Genomic DNA, 16,543 nt, shown 5'->3' with positions numbered 1-16,543 from the left:
TGTTTGCTAAACTATGAATAATTTTTGAAGATTTAGTTATATAAAAGGGATTTGCTCAAAAAGTAGAGAGATTGATTTTTATCGTAGAGCATGCAAAGTTTTCTATAGCTGAGGTTTTATAGAAATGTAAAGTCTGCAAAGCTTATTATGGTCTGCATTTCGAACTTTCTCCTTTTTTTTAATGCAATATAATGCTGAAATTTTGTGCGTTTTGTTGCTGTTTTCAATCATCTAAAATCTCTTTTTTAAAATAATTTTTACTTTGTAAATATTTGTTTTTCAATATTTTATTGTTTTATGTTATATAAATGTAATGGCTGTTTATTCGCTATATATAAGATGTAACTATAGTTTGAATCCTCACTATTTGATTTTTCCATATCCTTGCTCTGAAACATTTAATGGGTAATGAAAACAGCAAACTATTTCGATACTAAGATTAGTGTTTAATCAAATGGTTGCTTTATTAATTACACAAAATCATTAACTAACCAAAAAACAATTTTTAATGACAAATTATTACAAAAAAGGAAATCGATTATTATGGTTTTTTATTTTTTCGCTTTGGTCAGTTTTTTCCTTTGGTCAACAGGCGACTTTTAAAGAAGGTGTCAAGCAAGGTTCTGTGAAAATTAAATTTTCAGGACAGTTGGCGCCGACTTTAAAGAAAATGAATCTGACCACCGGAAAAAAACTCACCACCGGAATTCAGGCTTTTGATCAGATTTCTAGTAAGGTTGGAGCCCGGAATATGCGTAGGCTCTTTCCAGAAAATCCTAATCCGAGATTAGAAGCAAAATTGAAAAAGCATAAACTTGATTTATGGTATGTTGTAGACATAGACGCGAACCAGAGCGCTAAAGATGCAGTACAAAAATACAAGGGAATTGCTGAAATTGAAACGGCAGAAACAGAGAAACAAAAAGTGCTGTCCAGTTACAATTTTAAAACAGTTGAAATTAGCAATGCAAAATCTTCGGTAGCTGATTCTTATTTTAACGATCCTAAATTGCCAGAACAATGGCATTATAACAATACAGGACAAACTGGGTATCCAGATGGTTCAGATATTAATTTGTTTAAGGCTTGGGATATTGTAAAAGGGAATCCGGAAATTGTAGTTTCAATACACGATCAGGGAGTAGATATTCAGCATCCGGATCTTCTGGCGAATATCTGGACTAATAAAGCAGAACTTAACGGAGTTGCTGGAGTTGATGATGACGGAAATGGTTATGTTGATGACATTCATGGCTGGAATTTTGACAAAAATAGTGGAGCGATCGAAGGACAGCCTCACGGGACGCACGTAGCGGGAACAATATCTGCTGTAAATAACAACGGAATTGGTGTTTGTGGAGTTGCTGGAGGAAGCGGCAATAACGACGGTACCAAAATTATGTCTGTTCAGACTTTAGGTGGCGGAAGTTTTGAAGAAAGTTATATTTATGCGGCAAACAATGGTGCGGTAATTTCTCAAAATAGCTGGGGATATACAGAACCAGGAAATTTTGACGAATCGATAAAAGAGGCTATAGATTATTTTATTGCCGAAGCAGGAGATTATCCAAATAGTCCAATGAAAGGTGGAATAGTAATTTTTGCTGCAGGAAACAGTAATTCTGATGGAGAATGGTTTCCTGGTTATTATGAGAATACGCTATCTGTAAGTTCAATTGGACCAAATTGGCAAAAAGCTAGTTATTCTAATTATGGAACCTGGGTAGACGTTGCAGCTCCAGGAGGAGAAACTGAACTTGGGGCAAAAAATGGGGTTTTAAGCACATTACCTAAAAATCAATACGGATTCTATCAGGGAACTTCAATGGCTTGTCCGCACGTTTCAGGTATTGCCGCACTTGCTTTGGCTAACAGAAAAAGCCAGTTAACACCAGAAGTTTTGAGAACTAAACTTTTGACGGGAGTAGTAGACATCGATTCTCATAATCCTGATTATAAAGGGAAATTAGGTTCAGGTCATATAGATGCATTTTTAGCAATCCAAAATAACGCTGGTGTTGCGCCAAATGCGATTTCAGATCTGGCAGTGACGGGAATAGCACAGGAATTTGCCAATTTATCATGGACAGTTCCAGCAGATACGGATGATTTAAAACCGGTAGATTTTAGAATTTATTATAGTACTTCACCATTGACAAAGAATAATCTGGCTTCGGCAAAGTACGATATTATCAAAAATACGGTTGAACCTGGAACAGTGATAACCCATTCGATTAACGGGCTTTTAGGATTGACAACCTATTACTTTACGGTAATTTCAGGAGACAGATGGAACAATCTGTCTGAATTATCAAATAGTGTTCAGGGAACGACAAATGCAGGTCCAGAAATTACGGTAGACGATAATAGTAAAGACATTGTGATAAATGTAGATGCAGATACTTCTTTTAAGGGATCTCATGACATGACAATCTTAAATAACGGTGAAGGAGTATTGAGATGGGAATTTTTAGCCCGTCATAAAGAAACTGCTCTGTCTTATTCTGCTAAAAATATCAGATATCCTTCTGCTAAAACTACAAAAGTTGCAGCAGCAGGAAAAGTGGGTAGAAGTAAATCTAAAATTGCAGCTACATCAAAAAAAGCAGCAATCCAGCCGTTTGGATTTACGCAAGTAGATAAAGGTTATTCGGATTATCCTACAAATCTTATTGGAGATACAGATACTAATCTTCCAAACTCAGCTGCTTCAAAATACATTGTTAGTGAAGCAGATGGTTTTAACTTAACACAAATTACAAGCTACCTAAAAGTAGATCCTAAATTTGGTCCTGTTGTAATTGAAGTTTATAAAGGAACGTCATTAAACAAAGAAAATTTAATATACGCGCAAGAATATACTCCTTTTGATGCGTCTGAAGGTTATGTGTCGATTAATTTAGAGGAACAATTGTTTTTTCAGCAGGGAGAAACTTTTTGGGTTGTATTGCATATTCCAGCTGGAAATCTTTACCCTTTAGGACTTGGTTATGAAAATACGCCTGAAGGTTCTGATAATTGTTTTATTTCTTTTGATGTTGGACAAACATGGGGGCCGTTGAGCACAGCTCTTGATAGCAATGATTTTGCTTGGTTCAATATTATAAGCAGCCAAAATAAATATTTAGGAGAATATTTGTCTTTAGATCCTTCTAGTGGTGAAGTAAACGGAAAAGCAAATGAAAAAACAGTCCTTTCTGCTGATGCTTCTAATCTGATAAATGGAACTTATTATGCTAATGCAATTTTAAAGTCTAATGATGCAGTTCAAAGAGAGCTTAAAATTCCGGTTACCGTAAATGTATCAGGTCAGCAGCCAGTTTTACAAGGGCCAGAAAAACTCGATTTCTCAAGTGTTTTTCAGGGAACTTCCAAAGAATTGGAATTCGTAGTAAAAAATACAGGATTAGGTAATTTTAATGATATTGCTCTAAATATCTCTAATCAAAATTTTGAACTTGTTGGCGGTTATCCAAATCAGCTTGCCGCAGATACTGAAGCGGTACTTAAAGTAAAATATACACCAAGCGCTACAGGAAACGATAATGGATTTTTAACGCTTACCTCTTCTAGCAGTTCTAAAACTTTGCGTATTATTTTATTCGGAGTAAGTTCTGAACCTGCAAAAATAGTGGTTGACCCAATGACTCAACTTATCGATAATGTTGCGTTAGGAGATCAAGTGACGGCTTCAGTTAATGTGAAAAATGAAGGTAAAGCTGCATTAAAATATTTTGTTCCAAAATTTGATCAGTCAGGAACTAGTGATACATGGGAAGGAGGATATCATAAATATGGGTATAAATTCCGTACAAGTTATGCTTCAGAGACGTCTCCGTTAACTTATGAATACAATGACATTTCAGCAACGGGAACTGATATTACAAGTTATTTTAAAGCAGAATCAAACCGGTATTATCCTCTTGAAATGGGATTTGATTTTCCTTACTATGCTAAGAAAATGCAAACCCTGTACATTAGCTACAAAGGTTTTACAGCTTTTGATGATGAAATAAATCCTATTAATGATCCAGTTTTAGATGGAGCACCTTATTCTCCAAAAGGTCTTATTTCGATTTTAGGAACGTACTTTGATTTAAGCAAAGGAGGTTCAGTCCATTATAAAGTGGAAGCAGATAGAGTTATAGTGCAATATTCTAATTTTGATGATGGACTTGGAGGAAAGATCGGTGCACAGATGGTTTTATTTGCCGATGGAAATATCCGTTTTTACTATGACAATATTAATTATCAAAATGAAACCCTTGGATATATAAACGTTCTTATAGAAGATTATGATCAGACAGATGGTATTTTAGTCAATAATTATAGTAAAATAACAAATATTTATTCAGGACTTGCTTTAGGTTTTGATTATCCAGGTCCAGATATGATTACCTCTGTAACTAATGCTGGAGGAATTTTATTGCCAGGTGAATCTGCAAAAATGGATATCGTTATGGAAACGGCAGCCTTGAATGAAGGTATGATCAACAGATATTTGAATATCGTTTCTACAGATCCAGTAAATGCGCAGGTTAATCCTTTAATACAAATAAATATCACAAGCGGAGGTAAGGCAGAGCTTGCTATATCTGAAACAAATATTGATTTTGGAAATGTGTTTCAGGGAGCTGTTGCAACCAAAAAATTCAGTATTAAAAATACGGGAACTACACCAGTAACATTAACAGGCTTTACTTTAGACAATAATAAATTTCAAGTAACAGGCGAAACAACTGCAACAATAGCACCGGGACTTATTAAGGTTTACGACGTTATTTTACCTAGTGACGTTGTAGGTGATTTTGCAGATATATTGCATATTACAGATAATAAAGGAGGTAATTATACGATTTCACTTGCTGGAAAAGTATTAGATCCTCCAGGAATAAAAGTTACGAATTTAGACTTAATAACAGAGACTTTACAGCACGGAGAAACCTCTAAATATCCTTTACTTATTGAAAACACAGGTAAAGCTGATCTTGAAGTGGTAGCTACGGGTACAAACTGGCTAACAATGTCTGTACCGACAGCTGCGGCAGAGGCTATTCCAAATTTCACTTATAGTTATGAGCTTTCTAATGACGGAACAAACTATCAATGGATTGATATTCGTAAAACAGGAACTCAATTATCAGTAGGTGATGATCCAACTAATGTTGACGGATATTGGAAGAAAGTAACCATGCCGTGGTCTTTTAATTATTATGGTAAAGATTATACAGACATGCATATTGGCATATCTGGATTATTAACTTTTGACCAACCAGAAGCGCCTGCACCATTTGTTGGAAATATGCCAACAGATGAATTAAAAACGATTATTGCTCCTTATTGGGTATTTGGTGCATTTGATACGATGACTTATCCAAAAGATGATGTTGGAGTTTTCTATTATGCAGATAATGATAAAGTTATTATCTCGTGGGAATACGTTGTAAATTTCTTTGGCGGATTAGGAGATCCAACTTCTGCTCAGGTTATCATTTATAAAAATGGTACTATGAAGTTTCAGTATAAAGTTAACGGAAGTGCAGATTTTACAACAAATTTGTCGGTTATAGGCCTTCAAAATGCTGATCAGTCAGATTCTGTTATCATTTCAAATCATGCAAAAGTTAATCATAATAAAGGTTTAGCATTTTTGATCAGCCCTGCAAAAAAACATATAATTCCTGCAGGAACGACTTTAAGTGCTCAAATAGATATTGATGCAAGTAATATTTATGCAGGAGAATATAGTGGAAAATTAAAATTGCGTACAAATGTTCCGAATCAGGAATTGCTTGAAAAACCAATTAATCTAACCGTTACAGGAGCACCAATTATTGCATCAAGTTTAGAAGAAATAAATTTTGGCGAGATAATGGTTAATCCAGATGCAATTTATTCACGAGAATTTTTAGTTCAAAATACAGGTGCAGAGAAACTTCAAATCTCTAATATTTCGATAGAAAGTGTTTCTTCTCAATATGCCATTGAAACTTATGCTTTTTTTACAGGCTGGTTTGGCGGAGGCTATTGGAGTTGGACAAATATTAATGACTTAGCAGGCAATTACCCAGTAATTTTACCAGGAGAAAACTCTAAATTTAGAATTACTTATACTCCAACAGCAGCAGGTTCTATTAGTGATCATGTTGTTATTGAAAGCAATGCTACTGCAGCAAAATTCTTAATTCCAATTAAAGCTGAGGTTGTGCTGCCACCAGCTTTAGCAGTAAAAACTACTGAAGTTAATAGTGTTGTTAATTATTTAACAGATACCGATACACAATATGCTGTTTTTGAGAATGGTCAAAATGGTGGAAATTTAAAATACGAATTGAGCATTGATTATTTGAGAAAAGCTCCAGAAGGTATTGCTTTACGTTCAGAATCGATGGCTAAAAAGACAAAAACAGCCAAAGCAGATTCATTATTAAAATCAAATCCAGTGGCAAAAGGAGGCGTGAGTATTTATGCTGAACCTACTTTTAACAGAGTATTGGCTCATGAAGACAAAACAGCTGCAGATACGCGATTTGGTTATGATGGAGGCGAACCTTTTACAACCGCAACAAGATTTAATGCAGGTAAAGAAGGTTTTACGCTATCACATTTTCAAACCTTTATGTTTGGTATGGATAAACCATCAGGGACGATTGTTTACGAGATAAGAGCAGGCGGTTCTTCGGTTGCAGATGCAACAATAATCGATCAGGGTTCTGTTGATTATGTTTACGAAGGCGGTAAAACTGGGGCTTGGGTAACATTACCTATAAAAGAGCCTAAAGGACTTTATCCAAATGAAGATTTCTATGTAGTAATCACATATCCTTATGAATTACCGTATGTACAAGGTTCTATTTCCGGGATTGAAGATACTCCTGGCAGATATACATTAAGCGATGGCGAGAAATGGTATGATTTACAAGAAGCAGATTTATATCCAGGTTACGGATGGATGGTAAGAGCAGGTGAGGAAAAATATACTTCTAATGCATGGGTTTCTATAAATGGACTTTCAGATGGAACGATTACTCCTAGTGGGAAAAAAGAAGTCCAGCTTGACTTTATAGCTGCAAATGGAGTTCGTGGAGATCAGCATGCAGTTTTAAACATTAGAACAAACGATCCTGTTAATAGTGTTGGAAAGGTTCCTGTTAAATTGCATATTAATGAAGCTCCAGTTTTCTCGAATTTACCAGTAGAAACTATCGTTGTTAATGAAGCTTCAGAAGCAATTGTAAAAATCGGGCTGACTGATCAAGAAGCGAATAAAATTACAGTTCAGTCTTCTAATGCTCCGTCATGGGCTACATTTGAACTGACTAATGGTGAACTTTCAGTAAAACTTGCTCCGGGTTATGAAACTGCGGGAACATATACAATCAATTACACTGCAACAGATGAGCTTGGTGCATCTTCAGAAGCAGTATTTGAAGTTAAGGTTTTGAAAACCAATCGTGCACCGATAGTTGCTAAGTCAGAAGAATTAATTTATTCTAAACTGGATTATTTCGATGTGAAAGAATTCAAGGATTATTTTACAGATCCAGACGGCGATGAAATGACTTTTAAAGCAACGACGGTAAATGATAAAATTGTAACTGTAACAGTTGGTCAGGAATTGGGGCAATTTGTAATTGAAACGCACACTGTAGGCGAAACAATCGTAACCCTTACAGCGACAGATGCTTTTGGATTAAGTACAGAAATACACATACTTGTTAAAGTAATAAATAATGGCGCTCCTGTTGCGCTTGGCGGAGAAGCAATTATCTTCAATAAATTATCTGTGCAAGAGGCCTTTAGTTTTGATAAATATTTTACTGATCCTGACGGAGATGAATTGACATATGAGGCAACTATAGCAGATCCTGCGATTGCATCAGTATCAACATCAGCAACTGGTTTTACAGTTGAAAGTCTTTCTAATGGTCAAACCGATTTAGTTTTAACAGCTACAGATATTTACGGAGCAAGTACAGAACAGCATGTGACGGTTATTGTAAACCAGTCAGAAGTTGCTGAGCTTAACATATTTCCTAACCCTGTAGTAAATACTGTTAATATCAAGTGGACAAGCCGTTGGGCTGGAGATGTTACTGTTGAGGTTGTAGCTCTTAATGGTTCAATTGTACGCAGATTTAATATTGATGATGTACAGTTGAAACAATATAGCCAGTTAGATTTGAGCACATTGCCGACAGGCGCTTACTTTTTGCATGTTAGCGGAAAAGAAGGAACGTCATCAGTTTTCAAATTTATCAAAAGATCAGGAGAGTAAATAATGAAATAATTAATGCGCGGTGATGCAATTTAATGTTGCATAAGAATTCAATCTGATGTCTGACAATAGATATTGCATCACAGAAGCGCATTGGAATTTCAATCAAAAACAATTAACAGATACACATGAAAAAAATATTTCTATTATTTATAATACTCTTTGGAGTTGGAAATCTACTCGCTCAAGAACAAAATAGGGCAATTGTTACTGCAGTTCCTTTTTTGCAAGTTTCAGCAGATGCAAGAGCATCAGGAATGGGAGATATGGGAGTTGCGACTTCAGCAGATGTCTACTCACAGCAGTGGAATGCGGCGAAATATCCTTTTGCAGAAGATAAATTTGGAATAGGGTTGAGTTACACGCCTTATATGTCTTCATTGTCAAATGATACGGGTTTATTGAATTTAAATTTCTTTAACAAGATTAATGAAAGAAGTGCCTTTGCATTCAGTTTGAGGTATTTTGGAATCGGAGAAACCTTATTCAAACAAGATGAGGATGATTCAGGGCAAATTGTAAAGCCAAATGAATTTGCATTTGATGGATCTTATTCATTAAAATTAAGTGAAAAGTTTGCCATGTCTGTTACGGGAAGATACATTCATTCTAATTTAGAAATTCAGCAAGGAAATTCAAGTGGCCATGCGTCGGGTTCATTTGCAGTAGATATTGCAGGATATTTTCAGACGCCGGAAACAGCTTTCAAAAACTTTAATGGTATCTGGCGAGGAGGATTTAATATTTCAAATCTTGGTCCAAAATTAAAATATAATGGAGATTCAGGATCTGAAAGCTTTCTGCCAGCTAATTTAAAAGTAGGCGGTGGTTTTGATTTTATTTTTGATCAGGACAACACATTAGCAGCTTCGATGGAACTTAATAAATTATTAGTTCCATCACCACAAAATGACCAAACTAATGCACAATATCAGGAAACTGGATTTGTTAAAGGAGCTTTCAGTTCTTTTACTGATGCGCCAGGAGGTTTTAGTGAAGAATTAAAAGAAGTTACTTGGGCTCTTGGATTGGAATATTTATATCAAAAGTCATTTGCCCTAAGAACAGGTTATTTTCATGAAAGCGGTGAAAAGGGAAACCGCAAATACTTAACCCTAGGAGCTGGATTTAAATACAAGAAAGTTAAATTTGATTTCTCTTATTTAAGCTCTGCGGCAAAGCAGAAGTCTCCATTAGATAATATGATAAGATTTTCTTTGTCTTTTAATATTGGTGATAATGCTGCGACTGGGATTGAAGAGCAGGAACAAGAAAAACCTGCTAATTAAGACAAATGTTTTTCTGATTCTCTGATCTGCATTTTAAATAGCTAGATCCGATTATTTCTTATCTATTGAGATGATATTTAAAAACCTCTAAAATTTAATTTAGAGGTTTTTTTATTTGATTTACAATGAATTAACTTATTGTGTCTCTTAGAGGTTATTTTTTTTGGCACGTTTCTTGTCTTTTTAAATTGATATAATAATAAATAAAAGTAATCATGAAAACTATCAAATATTTTATTATTGGAGTATTGTTTCTTTCTTTTAATTATTCCAACGCGCAGGTATCGGTAAACGTTAATATTGGAAATCCTCCTGCATGGGGACCGGTAGGCTATACAGACGTTCGATATTATTATCTGCCTGATCTTGAAACGTATTATGATATCAGCACATCTAATTATGTTTATTTAAGTAATGGAAGATGGATCAGAACCAGATCTCTGCCATCGGCTTACAGAAATTATGATCTTTACAGTGAATACAAGGTTGTACTGACAGATTACAGAGGCGACCGTCCTTATGATAATTTCAAAAATCATAAAGTAAAATACGCTAAAGGCTATAAAGGGAAACCTCAGAAAACAATAGGACAGAAACCTGGCAATGGTAACAATAAATCCGGAAAAGAAAAGGGACACCATGATAATGGCCATAGCGGAAAAGGAAAAGGTAAACATTAATAAATTAGTCCTTTTCCCGCTACAACAAAAAAGCTTCAGAGAAATCTGAAGCTTTTGTTTTTAGATAAAGTGATTTGCGTTCATAAGAAAAACGCTTATTTCACTGAGATACTACCAAATTGTAATTCGATCTTTCTTTGGCAAAAACATTTTATCTCCCTGTTTTACATCAAATGCTTCGTAAAAAGGAGTAGTATTCATAAGAGGACCGTTAACACGCCAATTTGGAGGAGAATGTGGATTATTGTTAATCCACAAACGCAGGAACTCGTCTTTCATTTTTACTCTCCATATTTTGGCTATAGAGATAAAGAAGCGCTGGTCTGGTGTAAAGCCATCGATTTTTGTGTTTTCTTGTCCTTGTTGAGTCATTTTAAAAGCATCATAAGCAACTGCTATTCCAGCAATATCTGCGGTGTTTTCACCAACTGTCATTGCGCCGTTAATGTGTAGATCACCTAAAACAGTATAAGTGCTGTACAAATTGATAACCTGTTGTATTTTTGATTTGAACTGTGCATAATCTTCTTTTGTCCACCAGTTTTTCAGGTTGCCATTCTTATCATATTGAGCACCTTGATCATCAAAAGTGTGGGTTATTTCGTGACCTATAACCATTCCAATACCTCCATAATTAAGCGCATCATCTGCATCATTATCAAAATATGGGGGTTGTAAAATACCTGCCGGAAAAACAATTTCATTTGCAGTAGGATTATTGTATGCTGTAACTGTTGGAACAGTAGTAAACCATTCTGATTTATCGACTGGTTTCCCCAATTTTGCCAATTGAAATTGATATGCAGCTGTAGAGGCCGAAACTATATTCTCAAAATAGGTATTCCTAGCGATGTGTACGTTGCTATAGTCTCTCCATTTGTCTGGATATCCTATTTTCTTAGTAATAGCAAATAATTTTTCTTTTGCTTTTTGTTTTGTAATAGGACTCATCCATTCCAATTTATCGATTCTTTTAGCATACGCTTTTTGCAAATTATTTACGAGAATCAACATACGTTTTTTAGCATCTTCTGAGAAATATTTCTTTGCATACAATTCACCCAGTGCTTCGCCTAAGTAATTGTCAATAATATTCGCCATTTTTTCGCCACGTGATTTTTGGACAGCTTGACCAGAAAGAACTTTTGTATACTCAAATGAGGCATCTACAAAAGGTTTGCTCAAATCATCGGCATATCTTTCTATAGAATTTGCCTTCAAATAAATTTTCCAATTATTAATAGGAATGGTTTTTAAAAGCTTATTAAGGGCATCATAATAAGCTGGCTGACAAACATTAATAGAATCTGTTTTAGCACCTAAATTATTTAAAAAAGAAGTCCAGTCTATGTTGGGATGTCTTTTTACAAGATCTTTTACAGCCTTTTTGTTGTAATTTGCCTGCACATCTCGAAGTTCAACTTTTGTTTTATGCGAAACTGCAATTTGTTTGTCAATATCGTAAACCAAATCGGCATTCTTTTTAGCCTCTTTGGCATCGCTGCCTATTTGTTGAAATAATGCAGCAACATATTTTTTGTATGATTTCTGTATAGCAACAGTTGATGAATCGGATTTGAAATAATAATCCCTGTCAGGCAAACCAATTCCAGTTTGATAGATTTCGGCAATATTCATGCTGCTGTTTTTTTGATCAGATGATACTCCAAAAGCTATAATAGAAGAATTGCCCGCTTTTTCTTCATTAGCTACAAAATTCATTAAGGACGGTAGATCTTTAATTGCTTCAATTTTGGCAAGTAAAGGTTTGATAGGCGCATAACCGCGTTTCTCAATGGTCACAGTATCCATACCTGACGCATAAAAATCGCCTACCTTTTGTGCTATACTTCCTTCTGGATTCTTGTTTTGGGAGATACTATCCAATATTCCCTGCAATCGAATTCGTTGTGGGAAATTCATAAACATGTAGGCACCCACTCCAGCCTGAGAGGCAGGTATTGATACAGAATCGTACCATTTGCCATTTACATATTTAAAAAAATCGTTACCTGGCCGCAATGTAGAATCTACTCCACTAATAGCGGTACTTTTTTTTCCTTGATGTTTTGAGCATGCTGTAAAAGCTATTAATGTAACGAAGAACAGTAATGATTTTTTCATAATCTAGATGATTTCTATTAAAATGAACTGAAAAAAGGTTAAAAGCAAGTATATGCCTGACATAGGCATCTTTTAGCAGAACAATATAGGAATTCCGTTTTTAATTCTAAAGTTTTTGTGAGAATTATTACTTGTAAAAACCATAATTATAAGCAGTTATTATTGTTAGCCTATTGTTTTTCTGTGAAGAATGCTTCCTGTATTACTTCAAAGTTGTATACTTAATAGTGCCCAATAGAGAGTAAATAAAAAAGCAGCCTTTTGAGCCGCTTTTAATGTATGGAGATGTAAATAGAAAGAAAATTTTAATTACTTAGTTTTTGTCGGACGGACTTCTATTTTGCTTGGCAGTACATTTGGATTCATTTTTAAGAGGTCTACCACCATCTGGCCTATATCTGATGGCTGTATTTTCCATTTATCATCTTCACTCGGCGTATTGCCGTTAAAGTTTGTGCTAACCGAGCCTGGCATAATAGTGGTGCATTTTACGTCATAATCACGAAGATCCAGCATGGCAGCCTGCGTAAAACCCACAAGGCCGAATTTTGATGCATTGTAAGCAGCTCCTTTCGCAAAGAAATTGGTTCCAGCCAGCGATGCGATTGAAATGTAATAGCCTTTATTTGCTTTGAGCTGTTCACAGGTCGCTTTCAGGGTATGGAAAGCCCCAGTTAGGTTGGTGTCAATCATTGCGTTCCAGTCCTCTAGGGAGATTTCGTCTATGGATCCAAATTTTCCCACCCCAGCATTGGCAATGACAATATCGAGTTTTCCAAACTCAGACACAATCTGCTGGACGGCTTTTACTTCGTCATCGAAATTTCTGACATCAGATTCTATTACAATCACATTCTGGTTTCCTAATGCCTGATAAGCCTTTTCAAGTGCCTTGCTGTCTCTTCCTGAGATAGCCACTTTTACTCCGCTTCGCACTAAAGCTTCTGCAATTCCCAAACCGATGCCTTTAGATGCGCCAGTTATGTATGCTACTTTGTTTTCTATGTTCTGCATTTTTATAAGATTAATTGAAGTTTTTTTATTTTCATTTCTACGTTTAATGTTTTGTCTGAACTTTGTTTTAAAGGAGACGGTCTATAAAAATACGATAAATTATTAGTATTGCAGGCTCTCTTTTTTATTTTGGCTAATAACGAGTATGAAGGGCAGTTGGCTGGAGTGAGGGAATATTTGTGTTTGAATTTGATTGCTTGTGATTTAATTAAAATTGCATAATATAGCTTTGATTCCTGTTCAAGCTGGAAACAAGTCTCAATATAAAAGTATTTCTGTTAGTGGACTTGGAAAGAAAGAATATTAAAATTGCGGTTTGGTCTATCTGTTTGCTGGTAAATTCACAAACGTCTAATAGTGAGTGTGATAGGATGCTAATTTAATATTTAGTTTCTGAAATTTAAAAGATATCTTTTAAATCAAAATTATGGTAATTAATATACCTAAACCACTCTAAGATTTTCAAATAGACAATATTGATGTATCAGGTATAAGAACCCTTTTAGCTGAAATTTAGTATATTAGAGCTGGAAAACTAAAAGCTGTAAATTTAAATTAAAATCTCATGAATGCATATAAAAAGACATTTCTTGTGGTACTTGGCATGCTGTGTGCTACATCGTGCAACAATAAGCAGACGGAAAAGGAAAGCGCATCTCTCAGTACGTACTTAAAAGACACATCTCCAGGCATAAAAACAGGAGGGATAAAAGTTATAGAGATAAACACGCCGAAAGGAAAGTTTAAAGTCTGGACCAAGCGTATCGGAAATAACCCGAGAATAAAGCTGCTACTTTTAAATGGAGGACCAGGAACCACCCATGAATATTTTGAGTGTATGGAGAGTTTTCTGCCTCAAGAAGGGATCGAGTTTATCTATTATGACCAGTTAGGTACTGGTAATTCCGATAATCCCAATGATCCAGCGTTTTGGGATCTTAATCGCTATGTAGAAGAAGTGGAGCAGGTGCGACAGGCCCTTGGTCTAGATCAGAGCAATTTTTATCTCTTAGGTCACTCGTGGGGTGGTATTTTAGCCTCTCAGTATGCATTGAAGTATCAGCATCATCTAAAGGGGCTTATTATTTCCAATATGATGATGAGTGCCATTGCTTATGATAAGTATGCAGATGAAGTGTTGGCAAAACAGATGGATCCGGATGTCTTGGCAAAGATCAGGGAGATAGAGAAGAATAAAGATTTTGAAAATCCACAGTATATGGAGCTATTAATGCCGAACTTTTACGCTAAACATATACTACGTTTAGATCCAAATAAGTGGCCGGAGCCCGTAAATAGATCCTTTAGTAAAATAAACCAGTCGCTTTACGTAACTATGCAAGGGCCTAGTGAATTTGGACTGTCAGGAAAACTCGAGAAATGGGATATAAAAAAGGAGCTTCCAAAACTGGTTGTGCCTACATTATCCATTGGAGCTCGATATGATACTATGGATCCCGAGCATATGAAATGGATTGCCTCTCAGGTTAAAAACGGTACTTATCTGTACTGTCCCAATGGAAGCCATATGTGTATGTATGATGATCAGGACATTTATATGAACGGACTTATAAAGTTTTTGAAAGATACCGATGCAGCAGATCAGAACATAAAATAAAAACAAGAAGGTCTGAGAACCAAAAGGTTTTTCTTAAGCATTTGCAAAAAAAAACAAAGATTAATCTGACTTTTTCATGGTTACTGGTTTAGAGAATAATTCTGATTAATAGTTGTTTAAGTTTTTAGATCTTAAATTATATTAAATAAAAGAAGAGAATTTTTTTGTCTTTTCATGATTAAATTAATACACGCTCGAAAAAAATGGTTTCATTTTATAATTTGGAACATGATAAAGTCTATTTCTTTGTGATAAAACGTTTTTTGTATAATAATTTTGAAACAGCTAATTATTTCATACATTAATGCACGATGAAAAAAGTTCTAAATATTTTACTGCTCTGAGTATTCAAAGCCGGAAAAAAGAAGTGAATTAATTAGTAAAAATAAAGCTTGAGCCTCTTAACCAAACCAAGCCACCTATACAAAAGCATAAAAGTATTTTTTCAATTTAGCTAAGAGGTTTAAAAAAAAAATTAAACCATTTATTATAAATCAAAATTAAAAATTATGAAAAAGTATCATTTATTAGTTATCGTTTTTTTCTTTTCAATGACTTTATCAGCACAAAGTGCGCAGTCATTTTTGCTTAATTTGTACGGAGGTTATACCTTTTCTGACAAGATAGATTTTGATTCTTCATACGCACGAGTAGAAGATGGTTTTGAATATGGTATAGGTTTGGAATATTTTATAATGGATAACGCTTCTGTAGAATTAAAATATAACAGACTTGATACAAAAATGCCATTATACACAAAGATTCCTTTAGGGGAAGGTACTATTCCAGCTGGAACACAAGTTAATGCTGGAGATGATAAAGGGGCAATTAATTATATATTGGCAGATTATACTTATTATTTCGGCTCAAGTTCTCAAAAAGCGCTTCCATTTCTGGGTGCTGGTTTAGGAGTTGCAATTCTGGAGACGCCAAAGAGTGGCAGCGGAACTTATTTTGCATGGGAAATTAAGGCAGGTGTCAAAGTAAAAACCAATTCACCATTATCAATTAATCTCCATGCTTATCTGCAATCAATGTCAGCGGCTGTAGGATATGATTATTATTGGGATTACTATTGGGGGCCAGTAGCTGTTACTGATTACGCATCGACATTTCAATTTGGACTAGGTGCTTCACTTAGTTACGATTTCAGTAAATAAAATTACTTCATTAAAATTGTTTAAAATAGCTTGAGAATATCTCAGGCTTTTTTATTTATATAAGTTAAGTATTTACTTGAACAGCGTAATCAAGCTATTTAAGAGTGATTTTATAGTAGTTTAGGGAAAGTTGTCTTATGTAATGACAAAGAAAATAGCTGTTTTCAAGTCGTGAATTCAATAAAAAGAGATTTTATACAAGTACTTTCTTGCTTTTAATGCTTAAAAGCAAGAATAGCTTTACTACAATGTAAAAATTTTAAAACATAAATATTATGTTATCAGTGAGTTAAAAAAAAAGTTTGAAAAAAGTTAGAAAAAAACTCATGTCGAGTGCTTGGAAATCTAAATAAAGGTGCTACATTTGCACCCCGCAAAAC

Annotated in this window: 7 protein-coding genes; 5 read left to right on the top strand and 2 right to left on the bottom strand. The window is 34.9% G+C overall.

The window, feature by feature from the left end:
• The first annotated feature begins 508 nt into the window (after positions 1–508).
• From OD917_RS07300 to OD917_RS07290, 3 genes are all read left to right on the top strand, one after another.
• A complete protein-coding gene (locus OD917_RS07300) occupies positions 509–8,278 on the top strand; it encodes a S8 family serine peptidase (RefSeq protein WP_263522898.1) in 7,770 nt (2,589 codons plus the stop codon).
• 128 nt (positions 8,279–8,406) lie between these two features.
• Positions 8,407–9,567, top strand: a complete 1,161-nt coding sequence (gene porV, locus OD917_RS07295; RefSeq protein WP_263522897.1) for a type IX secretion system outer membrane channel protein PorV — start codon at positions 8,407–8,409, stop codon at positions 9,565–9,567.
• Between the two features lie 215 nt (positions 9,568–9,782).
• Positions 9,783–10,247 (top strand): hypothetical protein, encoded by a 465-nt coding sequence (locus OD917_RS07290; RefSeq protein ID WP_263522896.1) that lies wholly within the window; start codon positions 9,783–9,785, stop codon positions 10,245–10,247.
• A 111-nt stretch (positions 10,248–10,358) separates the two neighbouring features.
• Here the strand turns inward: OD917_RS07290 and OD917_RS07285 are convergent, their stop codons facing one another.
• Positions 10,359–12,371 (bottom strand): M13 family metallopeptidase, encoded by a 2,013-nt coding sequence (locus OD917_RS07285; RefSeq protein WP_263522895.1) that lies wholly within the window; start codon positions 12,369–12,371, stop codon positions 10,359–10,361.
• A 309-nt stretch (positions 12,372–12,680) separates the two neighbouring features.
• Positions 12,681–13,385 carry an SDR family oxidoreductase gene (locus tag OD917_RS07280; RefSeq protein ID WP_263522894.1) on the bottom strand — a complete coding sequence of 235 codons (705 nt, stop codon included), beginning with the start codon at positions 13,383–13,385 and terminating at the stop codon, positions 12,681–12,683.
• A 565-nt stretch (positions 13,386–13,950) separates the two neighbouring features.
• Here OD917_RS07280 and OD917_RS07275 point away from each other — a divergent pair.
• Both OD917_RS07275 and OD917_RS07270 read left to right on the top strand, forming a co-directional pair.
• Positions 13,951–15,003 carry a proline iminopeptidase-family hydrolase gene (locus tag OD917_RS07275; protein WP_263522893.1) on the top strand — a complete coding sequence of 351 codons (1,053 nt, stop codon included), beginning with the start codon at positions 13,951–13,953 and terminating at the stop codon, positions 15,001–15,003.
• A gap of 509 nt (positions 15,004–15,512) precedes the next feature.
• Positions 15,513–16,163: a porin family protein gene (locus OD917_RS07270; RefSeq protein ID WP_263522892.1), complete on the top strand. Its 651-nt coding sequence runs from the start codon at positions 15,513–15,515 to the stop codon at positions 16,161–16,163.
• The last annotated feature ends 380 nt before the right edge of the window (positions 16,164–16,543 follow it).

The organism is Flavobacterium sp. SH_e (genome assembly GCF_025717045.1).
GTDB lineage: Bacteria > Bacteroidota > Bacteroidia > Flavobacteriales > Flavobacteriaceae > Flavobacterium.
Note: the sequence above shows the minus strand (reverse complement) of the source record. Positions and strands in the feature narration are given on the sequence as shown.

What these genes read in the sequence shown, in the direction of transcription:
- OD917_RS07290 (WP_263522896.1), top strand. Translation starts at nt 9,783, where the DNA reads ATGAAAACTATCAAATATTTTATTATTGGAGTATTGTTTCTTTCTTTT.
- OD917_RS07275 (WP_263522893.1), top strand. Translation starts at nt 13,951, where the DNA reads ATGAATGCATATAAAAAGACATTTCTTGTGGTACTTGGCATGCTGTGT.
- OD917_RS07280 (WP_263522894.1), bottom strand. Translation starts at nt 13,385, where the DNA reads ATGCAGAACATAGAAAACAAAGTAGCATACATAACTGGCGCATCTAAA.
- OD917_RS07285 (WP_263522895.1), bottom strand. Translation starts at nt 12,371, where the DNA reads ATGAAAAAATCATTACTGTTCTTCGTTACATTAATAGCTTTTACAGCA.
- porV (WP_263522897.1), top strand. Translation starts at nt 8,407, where the DNA reads ATGAAAAAAATATTTCTATTATTTATAATACTCTTTGGAGTTGGAAAT.
- OD917_RS07300 (WP_263522898.1), top strand. Translation starts at nt 509, where the DNA reads ATGACAAATTATTACAAAAAAGGAAATCGATTATTATGGTTTTTTATT.
- OD917_RS07270 (WP_263522892.1), top strand. Translation starts at nt 15,513, where the DNA reads ATGAAAAAGTATCATTTATTAGTTATCGTTTTTTTCTTTTCAATGACT.